Origin of the sequence: Sphingomonas hengshuiensis (genome assembly GCF_000935025.1) — a bacterium.
GTDB classification, from domain to species: Bacteria; Pseudomonadota; Alphaproteobacteria; order Sphingomonadales; family Sphingomonadaceae; genus Sphingomonas; species Sphingomonas hengshuiensis.
Genome location: NZ_CP010836.1, coordinates 545,589 through 564,135 on the forward strand (window position 1 = coordinate 545,589; position 18,547 = coordinate 564,135).

At 67.0% G+C, this 18,547-nt stretch carries 15 protein-coding genes and 1 other annotated feature; of the genes, 8 read left to right on the forward strand and 7 right to left on the reverse strand.

Features of this window, described 5'->3' with window-relative positions; translation table 11 throughout:
• Positions 1-9 precede the first annotated feature (9 nt).
• A complete protein-coding gene (locus TS85_RS02585) occupies positions 10-726 on the reverse strand; it encodes a carbonic anhydrase (protein WP_077228408.1) in 717 nt (238 codons plus the stop codon).
• Positions 727-877: 151 nt separating this feature from the next.
• Here TS85_RS02585 and TS85_RS02590 point away from each other — a divergent pair, with 151 nt between their 5' ends.
• Positions 878-3,217, forward strand: a complete 2,340-nt coding sequence (locus TS85_RS02590) for a ribonuclease R family protein (RefSeq protein ID WP_044330259.1) — start codon at positions 878-880, stop codon at positions 3,215-3,217.
• 55 nt (positions 3,218-3,272) lie between these two features.
• Complete coding sequence (locus TS85_RS02595) at positions 3,273-3,593, forward strand: hypothetical protein (RefSeq protein ID WP_044330261.1); 321 nt, start codon at positions 3,273-3,275, stop codon at positions 3,591-3,593.
• Between the two features lie 14 nt (positions 3,594-3,607).
• Here the strand turns inward: TS85_RS02595 and TS85_RS02600 are convergent, their stop codons facing one another.
• Positions 3,608-4,771, reverse strand: a complete 1,164-nt coding sequence (locus tag TS85_RS02600) for a saccharopine dehydrogenase family protein (protein WP_044330262.1) — start codon at positions 4,769-4,771, stop codon at positions 3,608-3,610.
• A 132-nt stretch (positions 4,772-4,903) separates the two neighbouring features.
• Positions 4,904-5,752, reverse strand: coding sequence for an SDR family oxidoreductase (locus TS85_RS02605; protein WP_044330264.1), 849 nt, complete (start codon positions 5,750-5,752; stop codon positions 4,904-4,906).
• Positions 5,753-5,830: 78 nt separating this feature from the next.
• Here TS85_RS02605 and TS85_RS02610 point away from each other — a divergent pair, with 78 nt between their 5' ends.
• Entirely contained in the window at positions 5,831-6,241 is a 411-nt protein-coding gene (locus TS85_RS02610; RefSeq protein ID WP_044330266.1) for a winged helix-turn-helix transcriptional regulator, read from the forward strand.
• 150 nt (positions 6,242-6,391) lie between these two features.
• Positions 6,392-7,525, forward strand: coding sequence for a lipase family protein (locus TS85_RS02615; protein ID WP_044330267.1), 1,134 nt, complete (start codon positions 6,392-6,394; stop codon positions 7,523-7,525).
• 58 nt (positions 7,526-7,583) lie between these two features.
• Here the strand turns inward: TS85_RS02615 and TS85_RS02620 are convergent, their stop codons facing one another.
• Positions 7,584-9,383 carry an ABC transporter transmembrane domain-containing protein gene (locus TS85_RS02620; protein WP_044330268.1) on the reverse strand — a complete coding sequence of 600 codons (1,800 nt, stop codon included), beginning with the start codon at positions 9,381-9,383 and terminating at the stop codon, positions 7,584-7,586.
• Positions 9,384-9,534: 151 nt separating this feature from the next.
• Between TS85_RS02620 and TS85_RS02625 the strand changes: the two genes are divergently transcribed.
• From TS85_RS02625 to TS85_RS02635, 3 genes are all read left to right on the forward strand, one after another.
• The gene (locus TS85_RS02625) at positions 9,535-10,767 is read left to right on the forward strand and encodes a polyhydroxyalkanoate depolymerase (protein ID WP_044330269.1); all 1,233 of its coding nucleotides are present in this window, start codon (positions 9,535-9,537) and stop codon (positions 10,765-10,767) included.
• Positions 10,768-11,039: 272 nt separating this feature from the next.
• Entirely contained in the window at positions 11,040-12,629 is a 1,590-nt protein-coding gene (locus tag TS85_RS02630; RefSeq protein ID WP_044330270.1) for an MFS transporter, read from the forward strand.
• Between the two features lie 10 nt (positions 12,630-12,639).
• The gene (locus TS85_RS02635) at positions 12,640-13,665 is read left to right on the forward strand and encodes an alanine racemase (protein WP_044330271.1); all 1,026 of its coding nucleotides are present in this window, start codon (positions 12,640-12,642) and stop codon (positions 13,663-13,665) included.
• Between the two features lie 11 nt (positions 13,666-13,676).
• Here TS85_RS02635 and TS85_RS02640 read toward each other — a convergent pair whose 3' ends face one another.
• Positions 13,677-15,164, reverse strand: a complete 1,488-nt coding sequence (locus TS85_RS02640) for a SulP family inorganic anion transporter (protein ID WP_044330272.1) — start codon at positions 15,162-15,164, stop codon at positions 13,677-13,679.
• Between the two features lie 68 nt (positions 15,165-15,232).
• Positions 15,233-15,288, reverse strand: a sequence feature (sul1 is cis-regulatory element that is thought to sense ions involved in sulfur or methionine metabolism; They are found in Alphaproteobacteria).
• Between the two features lie 115 nt (positions 15,289-15,403).
• Here TS85_RS02640 and TS85_RS02645 point away from each other — a divergent pair.
• Entirely contained in the window at positions 15,404-16,180 is a 777-nt protein-coding gene (locus tag TS85_RS02645) for a hypothetical protein (RefSeq protein WP_044330273.1), read from the forward strand.
• A gap of 127 nt (positions 16,181-16,307) precedes the next feature.
• On the opposite strand, the gene TS85_RS02650 is transcribed toward TS85_RS02645, so the two are convergent.
• Together TS85_RS02650 and TS85_RS02655 are read right to left on the reverse strand one after the other, a co-directional pair.
• A complete protein-coding gene (locus TS85_RS02650) occupies positions 16,308-17,480 on the reverse strand; it encodes an acetyl-CoA C-acetyltransferase (RefSeq protein ID WP_044330274.1) in 1,173 nt (390 codons plus the stop codon).
• Between the two features lie 34 nt (positions 17,481-17,514).
• Positions 17,515-18,528 carry an alpha/beta fold hydrolase gene (locus tag TS85_RS02655; RefSeq protein WP_044335722.1) on the reverse strand — a complete coding sequence of 338 codons (1,014 nt, stop codon included), beginning with the start codon at positions 18,526-18,528 and terminating at the stop codon, positions 17,515-17,517.
• Positions 18,529-18,547: the final 19 nt, after the last annotated feature.

Sequence of the window (18,547 nt, forward strand, 5' to 3'; positions counted from 1 at the left end):
CGCAGACCGTCAGGCTTCGATGAACTCGACCACGCCCGTTTCGAGGTCATAGACCCCGCCGACGACGCGCAGCGCGCCCTTGCGCTGGAATTGGGCGAGGATCGGCTGGCGCGGGCTGCGCAGCGCGTGGACGATCTCGACGACATTCTCATGCACGGCGGCATTGATCAGATCGCCGCCGCGTGGCTGCACGAATTCGACCGCGGGAACGATCGGGGCCACCATCTCGCCCAGGCTGCCGGGGAGGGCGATATGCTTCTCGACCACTTCGGCAGCGGCCTTCACGGCGCCGCAGTTCGAGTGGCCGAGGACGAGGACCAGCGGCACGCCGAGATGCTCGACCGAATATTCGACGCTGCCCATCGCCTGGGGATTGGCGACGGTGCTGCCCGCGTTGCGGATCACGAAGAGCTGGCCGAGCCCGGCTTCGAAAATCTGCTCGGGGCCGACGCGGCTGTCCGAACAGCAGACGACGGTTGCGAACGGATGCTGGCCGCCCGCCAGTTCGTGGCGGCGCTTGCGATCGAAGGCGTAGGCTGCCGGGCGCCCCTTGGTGAAGGCGCTGTTGCCCGCCTTCAGCCAGGCGAGCGCCTCTGCCGGGGTGGGGCCGGTGGTCGGATGTTCCTCGCTCGCCCAGCCGGGCGACGTGATCCCTGCGGCGTATGCGGCGGCGCCGACGCCGAGGCTGAGAGTGGAGCGAAGCAGCAGCCGGCGGGAGAGGGGCATGGCGATCCTGTCGTCCGATGGATTGAACTCCTCTTATCATAGACGCGCCGCGCCCGCGCCGCGGGCTCCTGCGGTCTTTACCTATGCCTGCCCGGCGAACGGCGATCACGGCGCGTGACCTTTGCCCTTGGGCTCCCTATCTTCATCGCCAATGGCCAGAGATAAACAGAAACCGGGGCTACCCAGCCGCGAACAGATACTGAGCTTTATCAGTTCATCCTCCACGCCCGCCGGCAAGCGCGAGATAGCCAAGGCGTTCGGGCTGCACGCGCAGGACAAGATCGCGCTCAAGGCGCTGTTGCGCGACATGACCGACGAGGGGCTGATCGACGCAGCGCCCGGCCGCGCCTTTCACAAGATGGGCGGGGTGCCCAAGGTGACGGTGCTGCGCGTCACCGATGTCGAGGGCGATACCGTCTGGGCCGTGCCCGAGCGCTGGGAGGCGGAGGGCATTCCGGTGCCTCGGCTGCGCGTCCGCGAGCGCGGCAAGCGCAGCGCGCTGGGGCCGGGCGACCGCATCCTGGCGCGCACCGAGGAAGCGGGCAATGGCTGGATCGCGCACCCGCTCAAGCAGCTTGCCAAGGGCGAGGAACAGTTGCTCGGCGTCGTCCATGAAGAGGGCGGGCGGCTGTACCTCCAGGGCATCGAGAAGAAGGAGCGCCACAGCTTCCCGATCTCCGACCGCAACGGCGCCGAGCCGGGCGATCTGGTGCTCGCGGAGAAGGCCGGGCGCCCGCCGCGCATCTTCGCGCGGGTCACCGAGCGGCTGGGCGATCCGTTCGCGCCGCGCAGCTTCTCGCTGATCGCGATCCACAAGCATGGCATCCCCAACGTCTTCTCGCCCGAGTTGATCGACGAGGCCGAGCGCGTGTCGAAGCAGCCTTTGGGCACCGATCGCGAGGACCTCCGCCACATCCCGATCGTGGCGATCGACCCCGCCGATGCGCGCGACCATGACGATGCGGTGTGGGCGACGCCCGACGATGATCCGAAGAACGAAGGCGGCTGGAAGGCGGTGGTCGCGATCGCCGATGTAAGCTTCTATGTCCGCCCCGGATCGATCCTCGACCGCGAGGCGCGCAAGCGCGGCAATTCGGTCTACTTCCCCGACCGCGTCGTGCCGATGCTGCCCGAAATCCTGTCCGCCGAGGTGTGTTCACTGAAGGAAGGCGAGGACCGCGCGGCGCTGGCCTGCCACCTTCAGGTCGGCAGGAATGGCGAGCTGAAAAGCTGGCGCTTCACGCGCGCGGTGGTGCGGATCGTGGCGAACATCGCCTATGAAGACGCTCAGGCTGCGATGGATGCACGGGTTTCCCCTTCCGCGCAGCGGGAGGGGCAAGGGGAGGGCACTTCTTCTGCCGAGGTGCCGGGGGATGGCCCCTCCCCCGACCCCTCCCGCAAGCGGGAGGGGAGCGTTAGTCCGGCGCTGGTGGAGTCGACGCTGGTGCCCCTCTGGGACTGTTGGCGCGCGCTGTACAAGGCGCGGCAGAAGCGTGAGCCGCTCGACCTCGATTTGCCCGAGCGGCGGATTGTGCTCGACGAGAAGGGACGCATCCTCTCGGTCGCGCCGCGCGAGCGGCTGGACGCGCACAAGCTGATCGAGGATTATATGGTCGCGGCCAATGTCGCGGCGGCCAAGGCATTGGAGGCCAAGAAGACTCCAGTCATGTACCGCGTTCACGAGCCGCCCGCGCGCGAGAAGCTGGTCGCGCTCAAGGACTATCTCAAGACCTTCGACATGGAGTTCGCGCTGGGGCAGGTGATCCGTCCGGCGGTGTTCAACAACATCCTGGCCAAGGTCGCGGAGGCCGACCACAAGGCCGAGATCATGCAGCAGGTGCTGCGCAGCCAGACCCAGGCCTATTATGGCCCTGAAAATGCAGGACATTTCGGGCTTTCGCTGGGGAGTTATGCGCATTTCACTTCGCCGATCCGCCGCTATGCCGATCTGCTCGTCCATCGCGGACTGGTCTCGGCCTATGGGCTGGGGCCGGGCGGGTTGACCGCCGAGGAAGCCACCACGATGGACCGAATCGGGCAAAGCATCAGCCAATATGAACGCCGCGCGATGGAGGCCGAGCGTGACACCGTCGATCGCTATGTCGCCGCCTATCTGGCCACGCATGTCGGCGAAGTGATGGAGGCGCGGATCACCGGCGTCCAGAATTTCGGCTTTTTCGCGACGATCGAGGGCATCGGCGGCGACGGGCTGGTGCCGGTGCGCGATCTGGGCGCCGAATATTTCCGTTACGACGAGGCCAGCCAGCGGCTGGTGGGCGAGGCGAGCGGCGAGTTCTTCGCGCTCGGCCAGCGGCTGCCGCTGCGGCTGGCGGAGGCGAACCCGGTCAACGGCGCGCTGCGCTTCGAACTACCCGACGGCAAGGGCAGCGCGAGCAACAGCGCGGGCCGGGGCGAACGGCCCGGCGGCAAGCGTGTGATCAAGCATCGCGGGCGTCCGGCGAACATCCGGCATCAGGGGCGCAAGCGATAGGGGTTGAGCGTCCGGGGCGGCGGTGGCAGCCTCTCGCTTTCTGGGGAGGCATGCCATGATCGCCTATTCGCCTGCGCCTGCGATTGCCGCGATGCTCGTTCGGGCGCGGCGCAAGATTGTCGGGCATTTCTTTGCGATGCACGCGATCAGTGCTGACGAAGCGGTGGCATTCGAACCCGATAGCCACATCCTGCGCCGCCAGTTCGAGACGATGCAGGCGCGGGGCATCGTTCGGGCGGGCGCGCCGGGGACGTTCTGGGTCGATGTCGCTGCGCTGAATGCCGACCATGAGCGGCGGCGATGGCGGCTGGTGCCGATCGCGATCGTGCTGATCGTGATCGGCGTGGTCGTCCCGCTGTTCCTCTACAAGGGCTGAGCCGCCGCCGCGCTTCACGCCACCGTGAAGCTCAGCCCCGCATTAGCCTCCAGCCGCTTCTTGAGCGGTTCGGCCATCAGCGCAGTCGGGGTCCAGATGCCGCCTTCGCCTGCCACATCGCGGAGCAGGCACAGTGCAGTCTCGGCGATCATCTTGCTGGTGGAGCCATAGCCGGGGTCCTTGTCGCCCTTCACGGTCGCGGTGACGCTTTCGCCCGTGCGCATCTCCGCGATGAAATCGAGTTCGTAATAGCCGCTCTCGCGCTCTTCCTTGCTCGGGCCTTCGCCGGGGGCGGGGCCTTTGTCGGCGGTCATGGGGTTGAGCTTGGCGATCGCTTCTGCCGCCGCCTTGCCGATGTCGCCCAGGCCGGGGGCGATCATCATCTCGTCATATTGGAAATCGGCGCCATAGGGGTGGCCACCCAGGAAGTTGGTGCGGTGGACATTCTTGGTGTTGATCACCGCCATCATGAACGGCGCGACCCAGCCGCCCACGGCCTCGTCATAATGCGGGATCATCCCGTTCGGCTGGTGCGGGCCGGCGAAACCGGGCGCGAGCGCGAAGGGGTCGATCATCAGCTTGAGGATCGACGGGTCCTTCGCCGCCGCCGCCATCGATGCCTTGCCGCTGGCGAAGGTGCCGCCCGAGAAAGTGCCCTTCATCGCGCGGATACGGCCCTTTACGCGCGGCGCGGGCTTGCCGAAGCGGGCGACCGCCGCCTGCTCGGCGACCCAGACGCCTAGGTCGAACGGGATCGAGTCGAACCCGCAGGAAAACACGATCCGCGCGCCGCTGGCCTTGGCCGCATCCTCGTATTTGGCGATCATCTGCGCCATCCAATTGGGCTCGCCGCACAGATCGCAATAGGCGGTCCCGGTCTCGACGCAGGCGGCCAGCAGGGGCTCTCCGTATAGTTGGTAGGGGCCGACGGTGGTGACGACCACGGCGGCGCGCGCAGTCAGCGCCCGAAGCGCGGCGGGGTCATCGGCATTGGCGGTGAGCAGCGGGGTGTCGGCGGGGGCGCCGATTTCGTCGCGGACCTGCTCCAGCTTGGTCAGCGAACGCCCGGCCATCGCCCATTTGAGGGCGCCGTCGCCATAGGCCTGCGCCAGATATTCGGCGACCAGCCGTCCGGTGAAGCCGGTTGCGCCGTATACGATAATATCGAACTCAGCCATCGTCGCTCTCCTTGCGCTTTTCCATACCGGCTATTCCATTCTGGCGAAACCGGCAAGGAATGGCGTTGAACGCGACGTACCCGAAGCTCCGGGCGGGCCGACGCAAATCGGCCCGGCCCGGTGCCGCCGCCGTCAGCCGAGGATGCGCGCGACGGTTTCGGAAAGCGGGGTGGTGGGGCGACCGATCAGCCGGGACAGGGTGTGGCTGTCGTCGAACAGGCCGTCCTGCGCCGCGCCGGCATCGGCACCCGCGAGCATCTGGGCCACCGGCTCGGGAAGGCCGAACCCGAGCAGCGCGGCGGCATAGTCCGCTTCGGACATATTGCGATAGGGCAAAGTCTTGCCGGTCTGGCGCGAGACCTCGGCGGCGAGACCGGCCATCGTCATCGCTTCGTCGCCGGCCAGTTCGTAGGTCGCGCCGGCATGGCCTTCGCCGGTGAGTACCGCCGCTGCCGCTTCGGCATAATCGTCGCGCGTGGCGACCGAAATCCTGCCGTCGCCCGCCGCGCCGATAAAGCCGCCAGCGGCCACCGCGCCGCCGATCGCGCTCGCATAATTCTCCGAATACCAGCCGTTGCGCAGCAGCGTGAACGGGATGCCCGATTCGGTAAGCGCCGCCTCGGTCGCGAGATGCTCCTCTGCGAGGCCGGTGAGGGGCGAGGTGTCGGCGTGGAGCAGGCTGGTATAGACGATGTGCCCGACACCCGCCTGCTTCGCCGCGGCGATCACGTTGCGGTGCTGTTCGGTGCGCTGGCCGACTTCGCTGGACGAGATCAGCAGCAGCGTATCGACGCCGTCGAGCGCGGGTGCGAGGCTGACGGGGACCGCATAGTCGAATGCGCGCGCCGTCACGCCCGAACCGGCGAGCTTTTCGGGGGTGCGGACCAGCGCGACGATCCGGTCCGGCGCCACCCGCGCTTTGAGCTTTTCGAGAACGAGTGCGCCGAGTTGGCCGGTGGCTCCGGTGAGTGCGATGGTCATGTCCGAACGTCCTTGCTTGTGGAGCCGCCCAGATATGGGCGTTGCTTACCAACCGTAAGTACATACATAAGTGTAAGTATGGAAAAAGTGCAGCCACAGGGCGAAACGCCGGCATCGATCTCCGAACAATTGCGGCGCGGCGCGCTGCTCGTCGCGGACTGCCCGTCGCGCGACGTGTTGCGGCATGTGACGAGCCGATGGGGCGTGCTGGTGCTGATCGTGCTCGAGGACGGCACGCACCGTTTCGGCGCATTGCGGCGGCGGATCGGCGGGGTGAGCGAGCGGATGCTGGCTCAGACACTGCAATGGCTCGAGCAGGATGGGCTGGTCGTTCGCACCGCGCATGCCGTGGTGCCGCCGCATGTCGAATATGGGCTGACCCCGCTGGGCGTCGAGGCGGCGCAGCGGGTGCGCGCGCTGGCGGACTGGATCGAGACATCGATGCCGCGGATCGCGGCGCATTGGGACGCGCGGGGCGCCGTGGATTGAAGGTTGCAGTCCCGCTTAGGATTAATCGATAGTAAACAATCTTTTAGAGCCAGTTCCGAGCAAAGATACGTTCATGTCGACGCCGAAATAAATTATACGGCCCGCAGGTCGCGCAACGTCTGAACGCTACTCCAGCAAGGGATTTTGCATATGTCGGGCTATGACATCTACCAGCAGATTTTTGGTATCTCGATGAAGATTTGCGGTGCCGCCAATACGCAGGGCACGCCGGCGACATTGGCGCCGATCGTAACCGCCAAGCTTACGGCCTTGTTCAAGGCTTTCGCCCCCAACGACCAGTGGGATATCGTCTGGGGACCCGCCGTGTGGCAGGCGCCGGGCAGCAAGGCCGCCGACCAGACGCTGGCGGTCTGCTACAACCAGACCAGCAACCTGTACCAGATCGCGATCGCGGCGACGAACCCGTCCTCGCGCTTCGACATTCTGGTCGAGGATCTCGACGTGGCGCCGGTGCTGATGCAGCCGTTGCCGGGCGATCCGAGCGTTCGGATCAGCGCGGGCAACCATGCTGCGATGGACGTGCTGTTGAAGATGGTTCCGCTGAGCGGGCAGGCGGGCAGCGGACAGACGCTGGTGCAGTTCCTGACCGCCCAGACCCCGCGCGCGGACGCGCAACTGGTCGTTGCCGGGCACAGTCTGGGCGGCGGGCTGACGCCGCTGCTCGCCTATTCGCTGCTCAAGCAGGGGGCGTTCGGCACACGCTGGGCTTCGCTATCCACCTATCCGACGGCAGCGCCGACGGTGGCGGACAAGGCATTCGCCGCGGCGTTCAAAGCCGCGTTTCCGCCGACCGATGCGGGCACGCCGACTCGCGCGCAATTTAACGCCGTGCTGTACAACGGGCTCGACATCGTGCCGCACGCCTGGGCGACGGCGAGCACCCCACAACTGGGCGACATCACCGCCAGCACGCAGCCGGGGGCGATGTTCCTGACGTCCGCCGCGGTCGCGGTCGCGGTCGGGGGGCTGCGCCTCGAAGCGCTGGCGATGGTCGATTATGTCAGCCCGTACATCACGGTGCCCAGCAGCCAGTTGTTCCCAGGCAAACAGCAAATCGCGGAGATCGAGACGATCAAGCAATTCGAATCCGAACTGCTGTACCAGCATATCGGCGCCTATATCGATGCGTTCGGGCTCGGCTCGCTGGTCGATACGAGCGAGATGGAGCAGGAGATCGGCGTGCCGTTGATGCCGCTGTTGCTGCGCGCCGCCACGCGGATGGAGGCGGCGGAAGCGGTTCGGGAGCCCGAGCCCGCCGAATAGGGCGCTTGCGCGTGGCGCGTCCCGCAAGGGCGGGGCGCGCCATGGCGACAGCCGGGGCTCAGGCGGACTCGTGGAACTGCAGCGCCGCGAGCCGGGCGTAGATGCCGCCCTTCGCCACCAGATCGGCGTGATTGCCCGATTCGACGACGCGGCCTTCCTCCATCACGAGGATCCGGCGGGCGGCGCGGACGGTGGCGAGGCGGTGCGCGATGACCAATGTCGTGCGGTCGCGCATCAGCCGCTCCAGCGCATCCTGGACCAGCCGCTCGCTTTCGGCGTCGAGCGCCGAGGTTGCCTCGTCGAGCAGCAGGATCGGGGCGTCGCGGAGCAGCGCGCGGGCGATCGCGACTCGCTGGCGCTGGCCGCCCGAGAGGCGCGCGCCGCCTTCGCCGAGGAAGGTGTCGAGGCCCTGGGGCAAGTCGCGCAGGAAATCGGCGGCATTGGCGGCCTCTGCGGCGGCCCATAGCTTTTCGTCGCTCGCGTCCCAGGCGCCGTAGCGGAGATTGTCGCGTGCGGAGGCGGCGAAGATCACCGTCTCCTGCGGCACGATCGCCATGCGGCTGCGCACGTCCGCGGGATCGGCATCGCGCAGGTTTACGCCGTCGACTCGGACCACGCCCGATTCGGGATCGTAAAAGCGCTGGAGCAGTTGGAACAGCGTCGACTTGCCCGCGCCCGAGGGGCCGACGACGGCGACCGTCTCGCCCGGCTGGACGTCGAGCGAGAAGTCGGCGAGCACAGCGACTTCGGGGCGCGTCGGATAGCGGAAGGTGACGCGGTCGAACGCGACGGCGCCGCGTGGCGGGAGCGGGAGCGCGACCGGATTGGCCGGCGGGGCGATGTCGGGCTCCTGCGCGAGCAGTTCGGCGAGTCGGCTGGCGGCGCCCGAGGCGCGCAGCAGGTCGCCATAGACTTCGGTCAGCGCGCCGAACGATCCGGTGACGAGCCCGGCGGTGATGACGAATGCCGTGATCGACCCGCCCGAGATGCGGCCCTCCGCCACGCCCGACACCGCGTCCCACATGATCAGCGTGATCGCAGTGAACAACAGCCCGATGACGAGCGCAGTCATCACCGCGCGCAGGGCGAAGCGGCGCTGGGCGGCGGCGAAGCTGCGCGTGACGGCGTCGTGGAACCGCCCCGCCTCGCGCTTCTCCTGCCCAAAGGCCTGGACGATGCGCATCGCCCCCAGCGTTTCGGACGCGATCGCGCCAATGTCCGCGACGCGATCCTGGCTCGAGCGCGACAGATTGCGGACGCGCCCGCCCAGCCACACGATCGGAATGACCACGATCGGCAGCCCGACGATCAGATAGGCCGCGATCTTCGGCGCGAGCGCGAACAGATAGAGTATGCCGCCGACTCCGGTCAGCAGGTTGCGCAGCGCCGTGGACACGGTGGACCCGACCACCTGTTCGACGATGGCCGTGTCCGAGGTCAGCCGTGAGGCGATTTCGGAGGGGCGGTTCTCCTCGAACCATTTGGGCGGCAGCCGCAGCAGGTTGCGATGGACTGCGGTGCGCATGTCCGCGACGGTGCGCTCGCCGAGCCACGACACGAAGAAGAAGCGCACCGCCGTCGCGACCGCGAGCAACAGCACGACGAGCAACAGCCCCTCGAAATAGACGCCGATCCGGCTGGGATCCGCGCCGGCGGCAAAGCCGTTGTCGACCACCTGCTTGAAGGTGCGCGGAATCCACAATGTCGCGGCGGACGATGTGACGAGCGCGACGATGGCGATTATCAGCTGGAGCGGATAGCGCCGCGTGAAGCTCCAGATCACGCGCAGATTGCTCAGCTTGCGACGCGGTTGCGGCGGCGGCGGGGCAGCGGGGGCAGGCGGGGCGGGTTCGGCCATGCGGCGGGACCTAGCGCGAATGCGGGGTCAGGGGAACTCCCGGCGCGCAGCACCGTAATGATACATGACATTGCAGCGCAGCATCGCGCCGTATATATGGAAAGATGGACCGGCGCCGCGTGCTTGCGTGGGTGACGGTGGAAGGAATTGCATGCTGTACGACGCCTATGAAATCCAGCGCTCGCTGCTCGCCGGCGCGAGCGCGCTGGCGAATTTCAGTGCGGGGTTGCTCAACAATCCGGCCAATCCGTTCGCCTATTTCGGCGGCGGCCCGGTGATGGGCTCCGCGCTCGAAGTGTTCGCACACGCCTCCGCGCCGCGCGGCAAGCCGGATTTCAACCTCGACCACACGCTGATCGACGGCGAGCCGGTCGCGGTTCATGAGGAAATCGTGCTGCGCAAGCCGTTCGGCCAGCTCAAGCGCTTCGTGCGCGAAGGCGTCGAGGGCGGGCCCAAGCTGCTGATCGTCGCGCCGATGTCGGGCCATTATGCCACGCTGTTGCGCGGCACGGTCGAGCGGATGCTGCCGGTTGCGGACGTGTACGTCACCGACTGGCGCGACGCGAAACAGGTGCCGCTCAACGACGGGCGATTCGATCTGGACGATTATGTCGACTATCTGGTCGAGTTCCTCGCGCATATCGGCGCGGAGGGCGCGCCGCGGCCGCATATGCTGGCGGTGTGCCAGCCTTCGGTGCCGTGCTACGCCGCCGCCGCGCTGATGAGCGCCGACAAGCACCCCAACCGCCCCGCGACGCTGACCATGATGGGCGGCCCGATCGACACGCGCGAGGCGCCGACCGCGGTCAACACGCTGGCGACCGAGCGGCCGCATAGCTGGTTCGAGCGCAACGTCATCGCGACGATCCCGATGAGCTATCCCGGCGCAGGCCGGCGCGTCTATCCGGGCTTCCTCCAGCTCGCCGGGTTCATGACGATGAACCTCGGCAACCACATGGTCAGCCATTGGGAGCTGTTCAAGCATCTGGTCCAGGGCGATGGCGAGAGCGCCGACGCGACGATGTCCTTCTACGAGGAATATCGCTCGGTCTGCGACATGACCGCCGAATTCTATCTCCAGACGATCGATGTCGTGTTCCAGACGCACGCGCTGCCCAAGGGCGAGATGCTGCATCGCGGGCGTCGCGTCGATCCGTCGGCGATCACCGATGTGGCGATCCTGGCGATCGAGGGCGAGCGCGACGATATTTCGGGGATCGGCCAGACCAAGGCCGCGCTGACCATTTCCGACAAGCTGCCCGAGGCGATGAAGCATTACCACCTCGCCCCCGAGGTCGGCCATTACGGCATTTTCAACGGCTCCAAATGGCGCAACCGCATCGCGCCGGTGGTCGAAGAGTGGATGGCCAAGCATCCCGGCTGACGCCTGCCCGACAGGTGGATAGCGGCGCGATCCCCTTGTCGTAGGGCGTGGCGGCGCTACACCCTTCCCCGTAACGGGGAGGGGAATCGCATTTGGATGCGGACGCTCAATTTTGCTTCGTCATGCTGAACTTGTTTCAGCATCCATGGCGCAACAAGCTGCGGATTCGCGTGTTGCACGTTGGACCCTGAAACGAGTTCAGGGTGACGAGAAGTGAAAGAAGCAACGCCCATTTCAAAGGCGATTGCCTTCCCCGCAAAGGGGAGACGGGGATGACGACGGCGGCGAGTGCGCCCACGGCGAAGGACATGCGGCTGGTGATCGGCGCGTCCTCGCTGGGTACGATGTTCGAATGGTATGATTTCTTCATCTACGGCACCCTCGCCGCATCGGGGATCATCGGGCGGGCCTTCTTTCCGGCGAGCAACGAAGTGCTCCAGACATTGCTCGCCTGGGCGGGGTTCGCGGTCGGATTCGGGTTCAGGCCGCTGGGGGCGGTGCTGTTCGGCTATCTGGGCGACAGACTGGGGCGCAAATATACCTTCCTCGTCACCATCACGCTGATGGGCATCGCCACCGCGGGCGTGGGGCTGGTGCCGAGCTATGCGACGATCGGGATGGCGGCGCCCGCGATCATCATCGTGCTGCGCATCCTCCAGGGCCTTGCGCTGGGCGGCGAATATGGCGGGGCGGCAATCTATGTCGCCGAGCATTCGACCGACGGGCGCGCGGGCTATCATACCAGCTTTATCCAGGCGAGCGTGGCGGGGGGCTTCATCCTCAGCCTGGTCGTGGTTCTGGCCGCCAAATTCGGGCTGGCCGACTATTGGGAGGCGTGGGGGTGGCGGGTGCCGTTCCTGTTCTCGATCCTATTGCTCGGCATATCGCTGTGGATGCGGCTCAAGCTGTCCGAGAGCCCGGTCTTCCAGGCGATGAAGGAAGCGGGCGAGACCGCGGGCAATCCCTTTATCGAGAGCTTTACCTATCCCGGCAATTGGAAGCGGCTGCTGGTCGCGCTGTTCGGGATCGCGGCGGGGCTGACGGTGATCTGGTACACGTCGATGTTCTCGGTGCTGTCGTTCCTGACCGGTCCGATGCGGATGGACGCGACCGCGGCGCAGCTCATCACCGGCGGGTCGGCGATCGTGGGCACGGGCTTCTACATCTATTTCGGCCACCTCTCGGATCGGGTGGGGCGCAAGCGGCCGATCGTCATCGGCTATATCCTGACGCTGATCCTGATCTTCCCGTTGTTCTGGGTGATCGGCAGCGCAGCCAATCCGGGGCTCGTGCGGGCAGCGCGGCAGGCGCCGGTGATCGTCACCGGGCCGCATTGTGCCTATGATCCGTTCTCGACCAAGCAGGCCGATGCCTGTGGCCAGTTGCTCGACCATCTTTCCAAGCGCGGCATTGCCTATACGACGGCGACCGCCCCGGTCGTGACGGTGCGGATCGGCGGGCAGCCAGTGGACGATACCAGCCCGGCGGCGCTCGACGCGGCACTGACCCAGGCGGGCTATGCGCTCGGCAAGACGGTGCCGGCAGCGGGCAATATCGCAGTGATCGTTCTCGCGATCCTGGGCCTCATGGCGCTTTCCGGCATCACCTATGGCCCGGTCGCCGCGCTGCTGAGCGAGATGTTCCCGAGCCGCATCCGATACAGCTCGATGTCGATCCCCTATCATATCGGCACGGGCTATTTCGGCGGATTCCTGCCGCTGATCAGCCAGTATATCGTCGCCAAGTCGGGCAATCCCTTCGCCGGGCTGTGGTACACATTTGCGGTGGTGGCGATGGCGCTGGTCGTCACGATCTTCGGGCTGAAGGAGACAGTGGTGGAACCGGGGCCGAGTTGCGACTAATCCGCCGCGCATGACTGCATCGCCGTTACGGCTGCGCCTCGACGGCGCGGCGCTCGTCTCGAACTGGAAGCTGCTCGCAAGGCTGAGCGAAGGCGCGGCATGTGGCGCGGCGGTGAAGGCCGATGGCTATGGGCTGGGCGCGGGCGAAGTGGTGCGGCGGCTGGCCGAGGCGGGATGCCGCGACTTCTTCGTCGCGGCGTGGAGCGAGGCGCGGGCGCTGGCCGATCTGGGCGTGTCGGTATCGGTGCTGCACGGGGTGCAGGCGGGCGAGATGGCCGACATGCCCGCAGGGGTGCGGCCCGTGCTCAACACCCCGGAGCAGGTGGCGCGGTGGCGCGAGGGCGGCGGCGACCGCTGCGACGTGATGGTCGATACCGGCATGAACCGGCTGGGCGTGTCGATCGCGGACGTGGGCGCCGGGCTGCTCGACGGACTGCGTATCGAGACGCTGATGACGCATATGGTGAGCGCGGACGAGGATGTGCCGCTGAACGAGCGGCAGCGCGCCGCCTTTGCGGGGCTGGCCGGGCGGACGCAGGCGCGGCGGATGAGCCTTGCCAATTCCGCGGCGATTGCGCTGGGGCGCGACTATGCGTTCGACCTGACGCGGCCCGGCATCGCGCTGTACGGCGGGGTGCAGCGCAGCGGCCATGCGGGAATCCGCCAGGTTGCGACGCCCGAGGTGCGGATCATCCAGCGGAGGCGCGTCCGCGCGGGCGAGACGGTGGGGTATAACGCCACCTTCACGGCGCCGCGCGACATGGAGATCGCGACGTTGAACCTCGGCTATGCCGATGGCTATCTCCGTTGCTTCTCCGAAAAGGGGCGTGCGCGGGCCGGCGATGCGGTGCTGCCGGTGATCGGGCGGGTGTCGATGGACCTCACCGCGCTGTGCGTCGACGCCGCCCCCGAACTGGCCGAGGGCGACTGGGTGGCGATGGACTATGCGCTGCCCGAGACAGCGGCGTTGAGCGGGCTGTCGCAATATGAGTTGCTGACCGGGTTGGGGAAGCGCTTCGATCGGGTTTGGGAGTAGGGCCGCCGCGGTCAGTGCGGCACTACGCCCAGTTCGAACCCCGTCTTGTCGTGCAACGCGAAGCGATCGACCAGGTCGGCGCTGGCGCGGTTATAGCCGATCACTTCGACCTCCGACCCGTCGCGCCGCAGCCGGGCGACGATCTTGTCCAGCGCGCCCACGCCTGAGATGTCCCAGAAATGCGCGTCCGACACGTCCAGCGTCACCGCGCGCCCCGCTTCGGGCAGGAAGGCGCGGGTGAAGCGATCGACCGAGGCGAAGAAAATCTCGCCGCGCACCCGATAGAGCACCGGCGCCGCGCCCTCGCCGCCCGAACGCTCCACCGCGAACATGCGGCGGACCTTGCCCGCGAAGAAGATGCCCGACAGCAACACGCCTGCCAGCACGCCCTGCGCCAGGTCGTGCGTCGCCACGACCACCGCGACCGTCACCAGCATCACCACCGACGAGGTGGGGGGATGGCGGCGCAGATTGGCGATCGAGTTCCAGCTGAACGTGCCGATCGACACCATGATCATCACCGCGACCAGCGCGGGCATCGGAATGCGCCCCACGACCGGCCCCAGCGCCGCGAGCAGGAACAACAGGAAAGCGCCCGCGATGAAGGTCGACAGCCGCTTGCGCCCGCCCGAGGTGACGTTGATCACCGACTGGCCGATCATCGCGCAGCCGCCCATGCCGCCGACCAGCGCCGCCGCGATGTTCGCGCCGCCCTGGCCCATCGATTCGCGGCGTTTGTCGCTGTCGGTGTCGGTCATGTCGTCGACGATCTGTGCGGTCAGCAGCGATTCGAGCAGGCCCACCGCAGCCATCGTCAGCGCATAGGGCAGGATGATCCGCAGCGTCTCCAGCGTCAGCGGCACATTCGGCAGGACCAGGCTGGGCAGGCCCTGCGGCAATTGGCCCATGTCGCCGACGGTGCGCACGGGCAGCCCCATTGCGATGCTGAGCGCGGCCAGCACGACGATGGCCACCAGCGGCGAGGGCACGGCGCGGGTGACGCGCGGCAGCAGGTAGATGATCGCCAGCCCGCCCGCGACCATCGCATAGCTGTGCCAGCTCACCCCGGTAAGCTGCGGGAGCTGTGCCATGAAGATCAGGATCGCGAGGGCGTTGACGAAGCCGGTGATGACCGAGCGCGACACGAACTGCATCAGGAGGTCGAGCCGCAACAGCCCGGCGACGATCTGGATCGCGCCCATCAGGATCGTTGCGGCGAAGAGATAGTCGACGCCGTGATCGCGCACGAGCGGCGTCACCACCACGGCGACAGCGGCGGTCGCGGCGGAAATCATCGCCGTCCGCCCACCGAGGAAGGAAATCACGATCGCAATCGCGACCGATGCATAAAGGCCGACGCGCGGATCGACTCCCGAGATGATCGAAAAGCCGATCGCCTCCGGGATCAGCGCGAGCGCGACGACGATCCCGGCCAGCACCTCGCGGCGCGCCTCGGCAAAGCTGGAGAACCATTGGGATTTCAGGGAAACAAGGGTCATGAGAATACCGCAAGCAGGCACATGGCGCCCTGTCCGAGCGGAGAGGCGAATTCGCAGTCCATGTGATCTGTGGTCCGGCGGATCGGCGGCCGGAATAGCCACCCGGATTTGCACCGGGTCCATGCGAGTAGCCGGCGCTTAGCGGGAATTGGGGCGCGGGTTCAAGGGGGTATCGGTGGGGGACGCGCTATTGGTGAAATCTCGGGCGCGTGCCATCCTGACTTTCGGGAGCGTTACCTATGGCAGGTCAGGGATGGTTGTCGCTCTTTGCGGCAGCACTGGGCGGCGGGTTCACCGTCAAGACCGTTGAGATTGTCTACCAGGAGTATCGCGGCTGGAAGGCGCGGCGTGTCGATGACACTCGCACGATCGAGTCCAGTCTTGAGCCGTTGCTCCGGGCCGCAGACGAGCTTGTCGGTAAGCTCCGATCGCTAGCCGAACAGGATTTCATTCCAATCCGTGATGTCGAGAGGACGACGCTGGAGGATGTTCGCTATGCGAGCGTGGTGTACCTGTTTGTCCAATTCTGGTCCGAAGTCGAAATTGTCCGCTTTCGTGGCATGTCGGTGGCTGTGGCGAGAAGCGCACGCGGGAAGCAGTTGCGCGCCTTTCTGGTCTGCCTGGAATCGCGGAAGGTGCGGCTGATCGACCGCATTTCGCAAAGAGCGCTGGGCGAGGCGGCGCTGGTCGGCGGTCGCACCATGAATTTTGTCGAGTTCGTGCGAGCCTGCGAGAGCGACGTGTACATGCAGCGTTGGCTCGCGCCGTTGACTGCGGTCTTTTCGCGGATTCACGAGAGCGACGCGCGGCAGAGGGTCATCCAATATGGGACGGTGCTGCACGCACTGATCGACACCATCGATCCGAAGCATCTGGTGTCGAAGGAGCGTCCGGCGACGCCGAACAAGCTCAATGCGAAATCGTGGAAGGAACTGAACTACCGGGTGTTCGGGCTCTATCTGACATTCGTCAAAGATCGCCCCAAATATATAGGGCCGCCAAAGCGGCGGCCCTGATATGGTCGGCCCTGATATGGTCGGCAGTGCGCGGAGCGCGTTGGCCCGTTGCACTGCCTTTAGCTCTGTGTCGCCTAAGCGACTTGGACACTAAGCTAGTCCGACACCCTGAAAAGTCAAGCTTCGCTCAGCGCTCGACGCACATCGCGATCCCCATGCCGCCGCCGATGCAAAGCGTCGCCAGCCCCTTTTTCGCATCGCGCTTCTGCATTTCATAGATCAGCGTGGTCAACACGCGGGCGCCCGATGCGCCGATCGGGTGGCCGATGGCGATGGCGCCGCCGTTGACGTTGACCTTGTCGGGGTCGAGGCCCAGTTCCTTGCCAACCGCCAGCGCCTGTGCGGCAAAGGCTTCGTTGGCTTCGATCAGGTCGAGGTCGGCGACGGTCCAGCCGGCCTTTTCGAGTGCCTTCTTCGACGCAGGCACCGGCCCCAGGCCCATGACCGAGGGATCGACGCCGGCGCTGGCCCAGCTCCGGATCGTCGCCAGGATCGGGGCGCCGCGCTTCTCGGCCTCCTCGCGGCTCATCAGCACCAAAGCGGCGGCGCCGTCGTTCAGGCCGCTGGCATTGGCGGCGGTGACGCTGCCGTCCTTCTTGAACGCCGGGCGCAGGCCCGACACGCTGTCGATCGTGGCACCCGCGCGGATATATTCGTCCTCGGACACCACGGTCTCACCCTTGCGGGTCTTCACCGTGACGGGGGCGATCTCATCGACGAAGCGCCCATCGGCGCGCGCCTTTTCGGCGAGGTTCTGCGAGCGGACGGCGAAGGCGTCCTGCTGTTCGCGCGTCACCTGGCATTGCTCGGCGACGTTTTCGGCGGTGATGCCCATGTGATAGCCGTTGAACACGTCGGTCAGCCCGTCCTTGATCATCGTGTCGATCAGGCTGAGGTCACCCATCTTGGTGCCCGGACGCAACGATTGGGCGTGGGCGGACATCGACATCGATTCCTGCCCGCCCGCGACGACGATCGTCGCGTCGCCGGTGAGGATCGCCTGATAGCCGAGCGCGACGGTGCGCAGCCCCGATCCGCAGACCTGGTTGACGCCCCAGGCGGGGACTTCCTTGGGCACGCCGGCGGCCATCGATGCCTGGCGCGCGGGGTTCTGGCCCTGGGCGGCGGTGAGGACCTGGCCGAGAATGACTTCGGAGACTTCGTCGCCGGTCACGCCGGCCTGGGCCAGCGCGGCCTCGATCGCGACGCGGCCCAGCTCGTGCGCGGGGGTGGCGGCGAATGCGCCGAGGAAGCTGCCGACGGGGGTGCGCTTGGCGGCGGTGATGACGACTTCGGTCATGGGTACGGAACTCCTGCGTGGTTCTGTTTGGCGGCTATCTAGTGCGCGATGCGGCGATTAGCCAGTCGCGCAGCGGCTCCCAGACTTCACGGCGCGCGCGCCCGCCGACGATCATCCCGACATGGCCCGAGGCGAGGCGGCGGCTGTCGGCGATGCGCGCGGCGCTGGCGGCGGGGACGATGCGGTCGGTGGTCGAGACGAAGGCGACGCTCGGGCAGGCGAGCCGGGCTGGGACGATGCGCGTGCCGTCGATCCACCATGCGCCGCGGCCTGGCCGATCGGCGGCGTAGAAGCGCTCGAACAATTGGCGCCCGGCGGCCAGGGTGAGCGGGGCCCCGCCATTCGCCCAATCCTCGAGCGCGACGAAGGAACGCGCGGCGTCGCTGTCGGGATCGAGTTTGCCGAAGCGCTCGAACTTGGCGATCGTGCGTCCCGGATCGAGCTGCCAGAACCCGGCCTGGAGCAGTTCCATCGGCACCAGCCCCAGCGCCTCGCAGGTCGGGCGGCCCGCCTCCCAATGCGCCGCGATTGCTGCGCGTGCGGGATCGCCATAGCGCGCGAACCGCCACGGCGCGGCGATCAGCGCCAGCCCCGCCACCGGGTGCAGCGCGGCGGCGGCGGTGGCGATCGTGCCGCCCAGGCAATAGCCCGCGAGCAGCGGCGGCTCGCCGAGCGAATCGAGCAGCGGCACCAGCAATCGGGCGACGTGGTCGTCGATGCTGTCGTCGCGATTTTCCGGGCCGGGCGCGCCCCAATCGACGAGCAGCGGGCGCACGCCCTGAGTCGAAAGCCATTGAAGCAGCGACTGGTTTTCGGCGAGGTCGAGGACGAAGGGCGGGTTGATCAGCGAGGGCACGAACACCACCGGGCGCCCGCTTCCGCCATAGTCGCGCAGCGTCGCGCGCCCGGCGCTGGCGATGGGGGGCGGGGGTACGCGCTCGGCCGGGCGCTGCGCCGACTGATAGGCGCGCAAGCCGGCAAGTGCCGCCTGGCGCCGTTCGGGCGATGCTGCGGTTTCGTTGCGCAGCAGTTCAAGAAACAGCGGCAGGGGCCTAGGCCCTTGTTGC

Excerpts from the sequence above, each read along its gene's own strand:
- TS85_RS02585 (WP_077228408.1), bottom strand. The coding sequence starts at position 726 with ATGCCCCTCTCCCGCCGGCTGCTGCTTCGCTCCACTCTCAGCCTCGGC.
- TS85_RS02590 (WP_044330259.1), top strand. The coding sequence starts at position 878 with ATGGCCAGAGATAAACAGAAACCGGGGCTACCCAGCCGCGAACAGATA.
- TS85_RS02595 (WP_044330261.1), top strand. The coding sequence starts at position 3,273 with ATGATCGCCTATTCGCCTGCGCCTGCGATTGCCGCGATGCTCGTTCGG.
- TS85_RS02600 (WP_044330262.1), bottom strand. The coding sequence starts at position 4,771 with ATGGCTGAGTTCGATATTATCGTATACGGCGCAACCGGCTTCACCGGA.
- TS85_RS02605 (WP_044330264.1), bottom strand. The coding sequence starts at position 5,752 with ATGACCATCGCACTCACCGGAGCCACCGGCCAACTCGGCGCACTCGTT.
- TS85_RS02610 (WP_044330266.1), top strand. The coding sequence starts at position 5,831 with ATGGAAAAAGTGCAGCCACAGGGCGAAACGCCGGCATCGATCTCCGAA.
- TS85_RS02615 (WP_044330267.1), top strand. The coding sequence starts at position 6,392 with ATGTCGGGCTATGACATCTACCAGCAGATTTTTGGTATCTCGATGAAG.
- TS85_RS02620 (WP_044330268.1), bottom strand. The coding sequence starts at position 9,383 with ATGGCCGAACCCGCCCCGCCTGCCCCCGCTGCCCCGCCGCCGCCGCAA.
- TS85_RS02625 (WP_044330269.1), top strand. The coding sequence starts at position 9,535 with ATGCTGTACGACGCCTATGAAATCCAGCGCTCGCTGCTCGCCGGCGCG.
- TS85_RS02630 (WP_044330270.1), top strand. The coding sequence starts at position 11,040 with ATGACGACGGCGGCGAGTGCGCCCACGGCGAAGGACATGCGGCTGGTG.
- TS85_RS02635 (WP_044330271.1), top strand. The coding sequence starts at position 12,640 with ATGACTGCATCGCCGTTACGGCTGCGCCTCGACGGCGCGGCGCTCGTC.
- TS85_RS02640 (WP_044330272.1), bottom strand. The coding sequence starts at position 15,164 with ATGACCCTTGTTTCCCTGAAATCCCAATGGTTCTCCAGCTTTGCCGAG.
- TS85_RS02645 (WP_044330273.1), top strand. The coding sequence starts at position 15,404 with ATGGCAGGTCAGGGATGGTTGTCGCTCTTTGCGGCAGCACTGGGCGGC.
- TS85_RS02650 (WP_044330274.1), bottom strand. The coding sequence starts at position 17,480 with ATGACCGAAGTCGTCATCACCGCCGCCAAGCGCACCCCCGTCGGCAGC.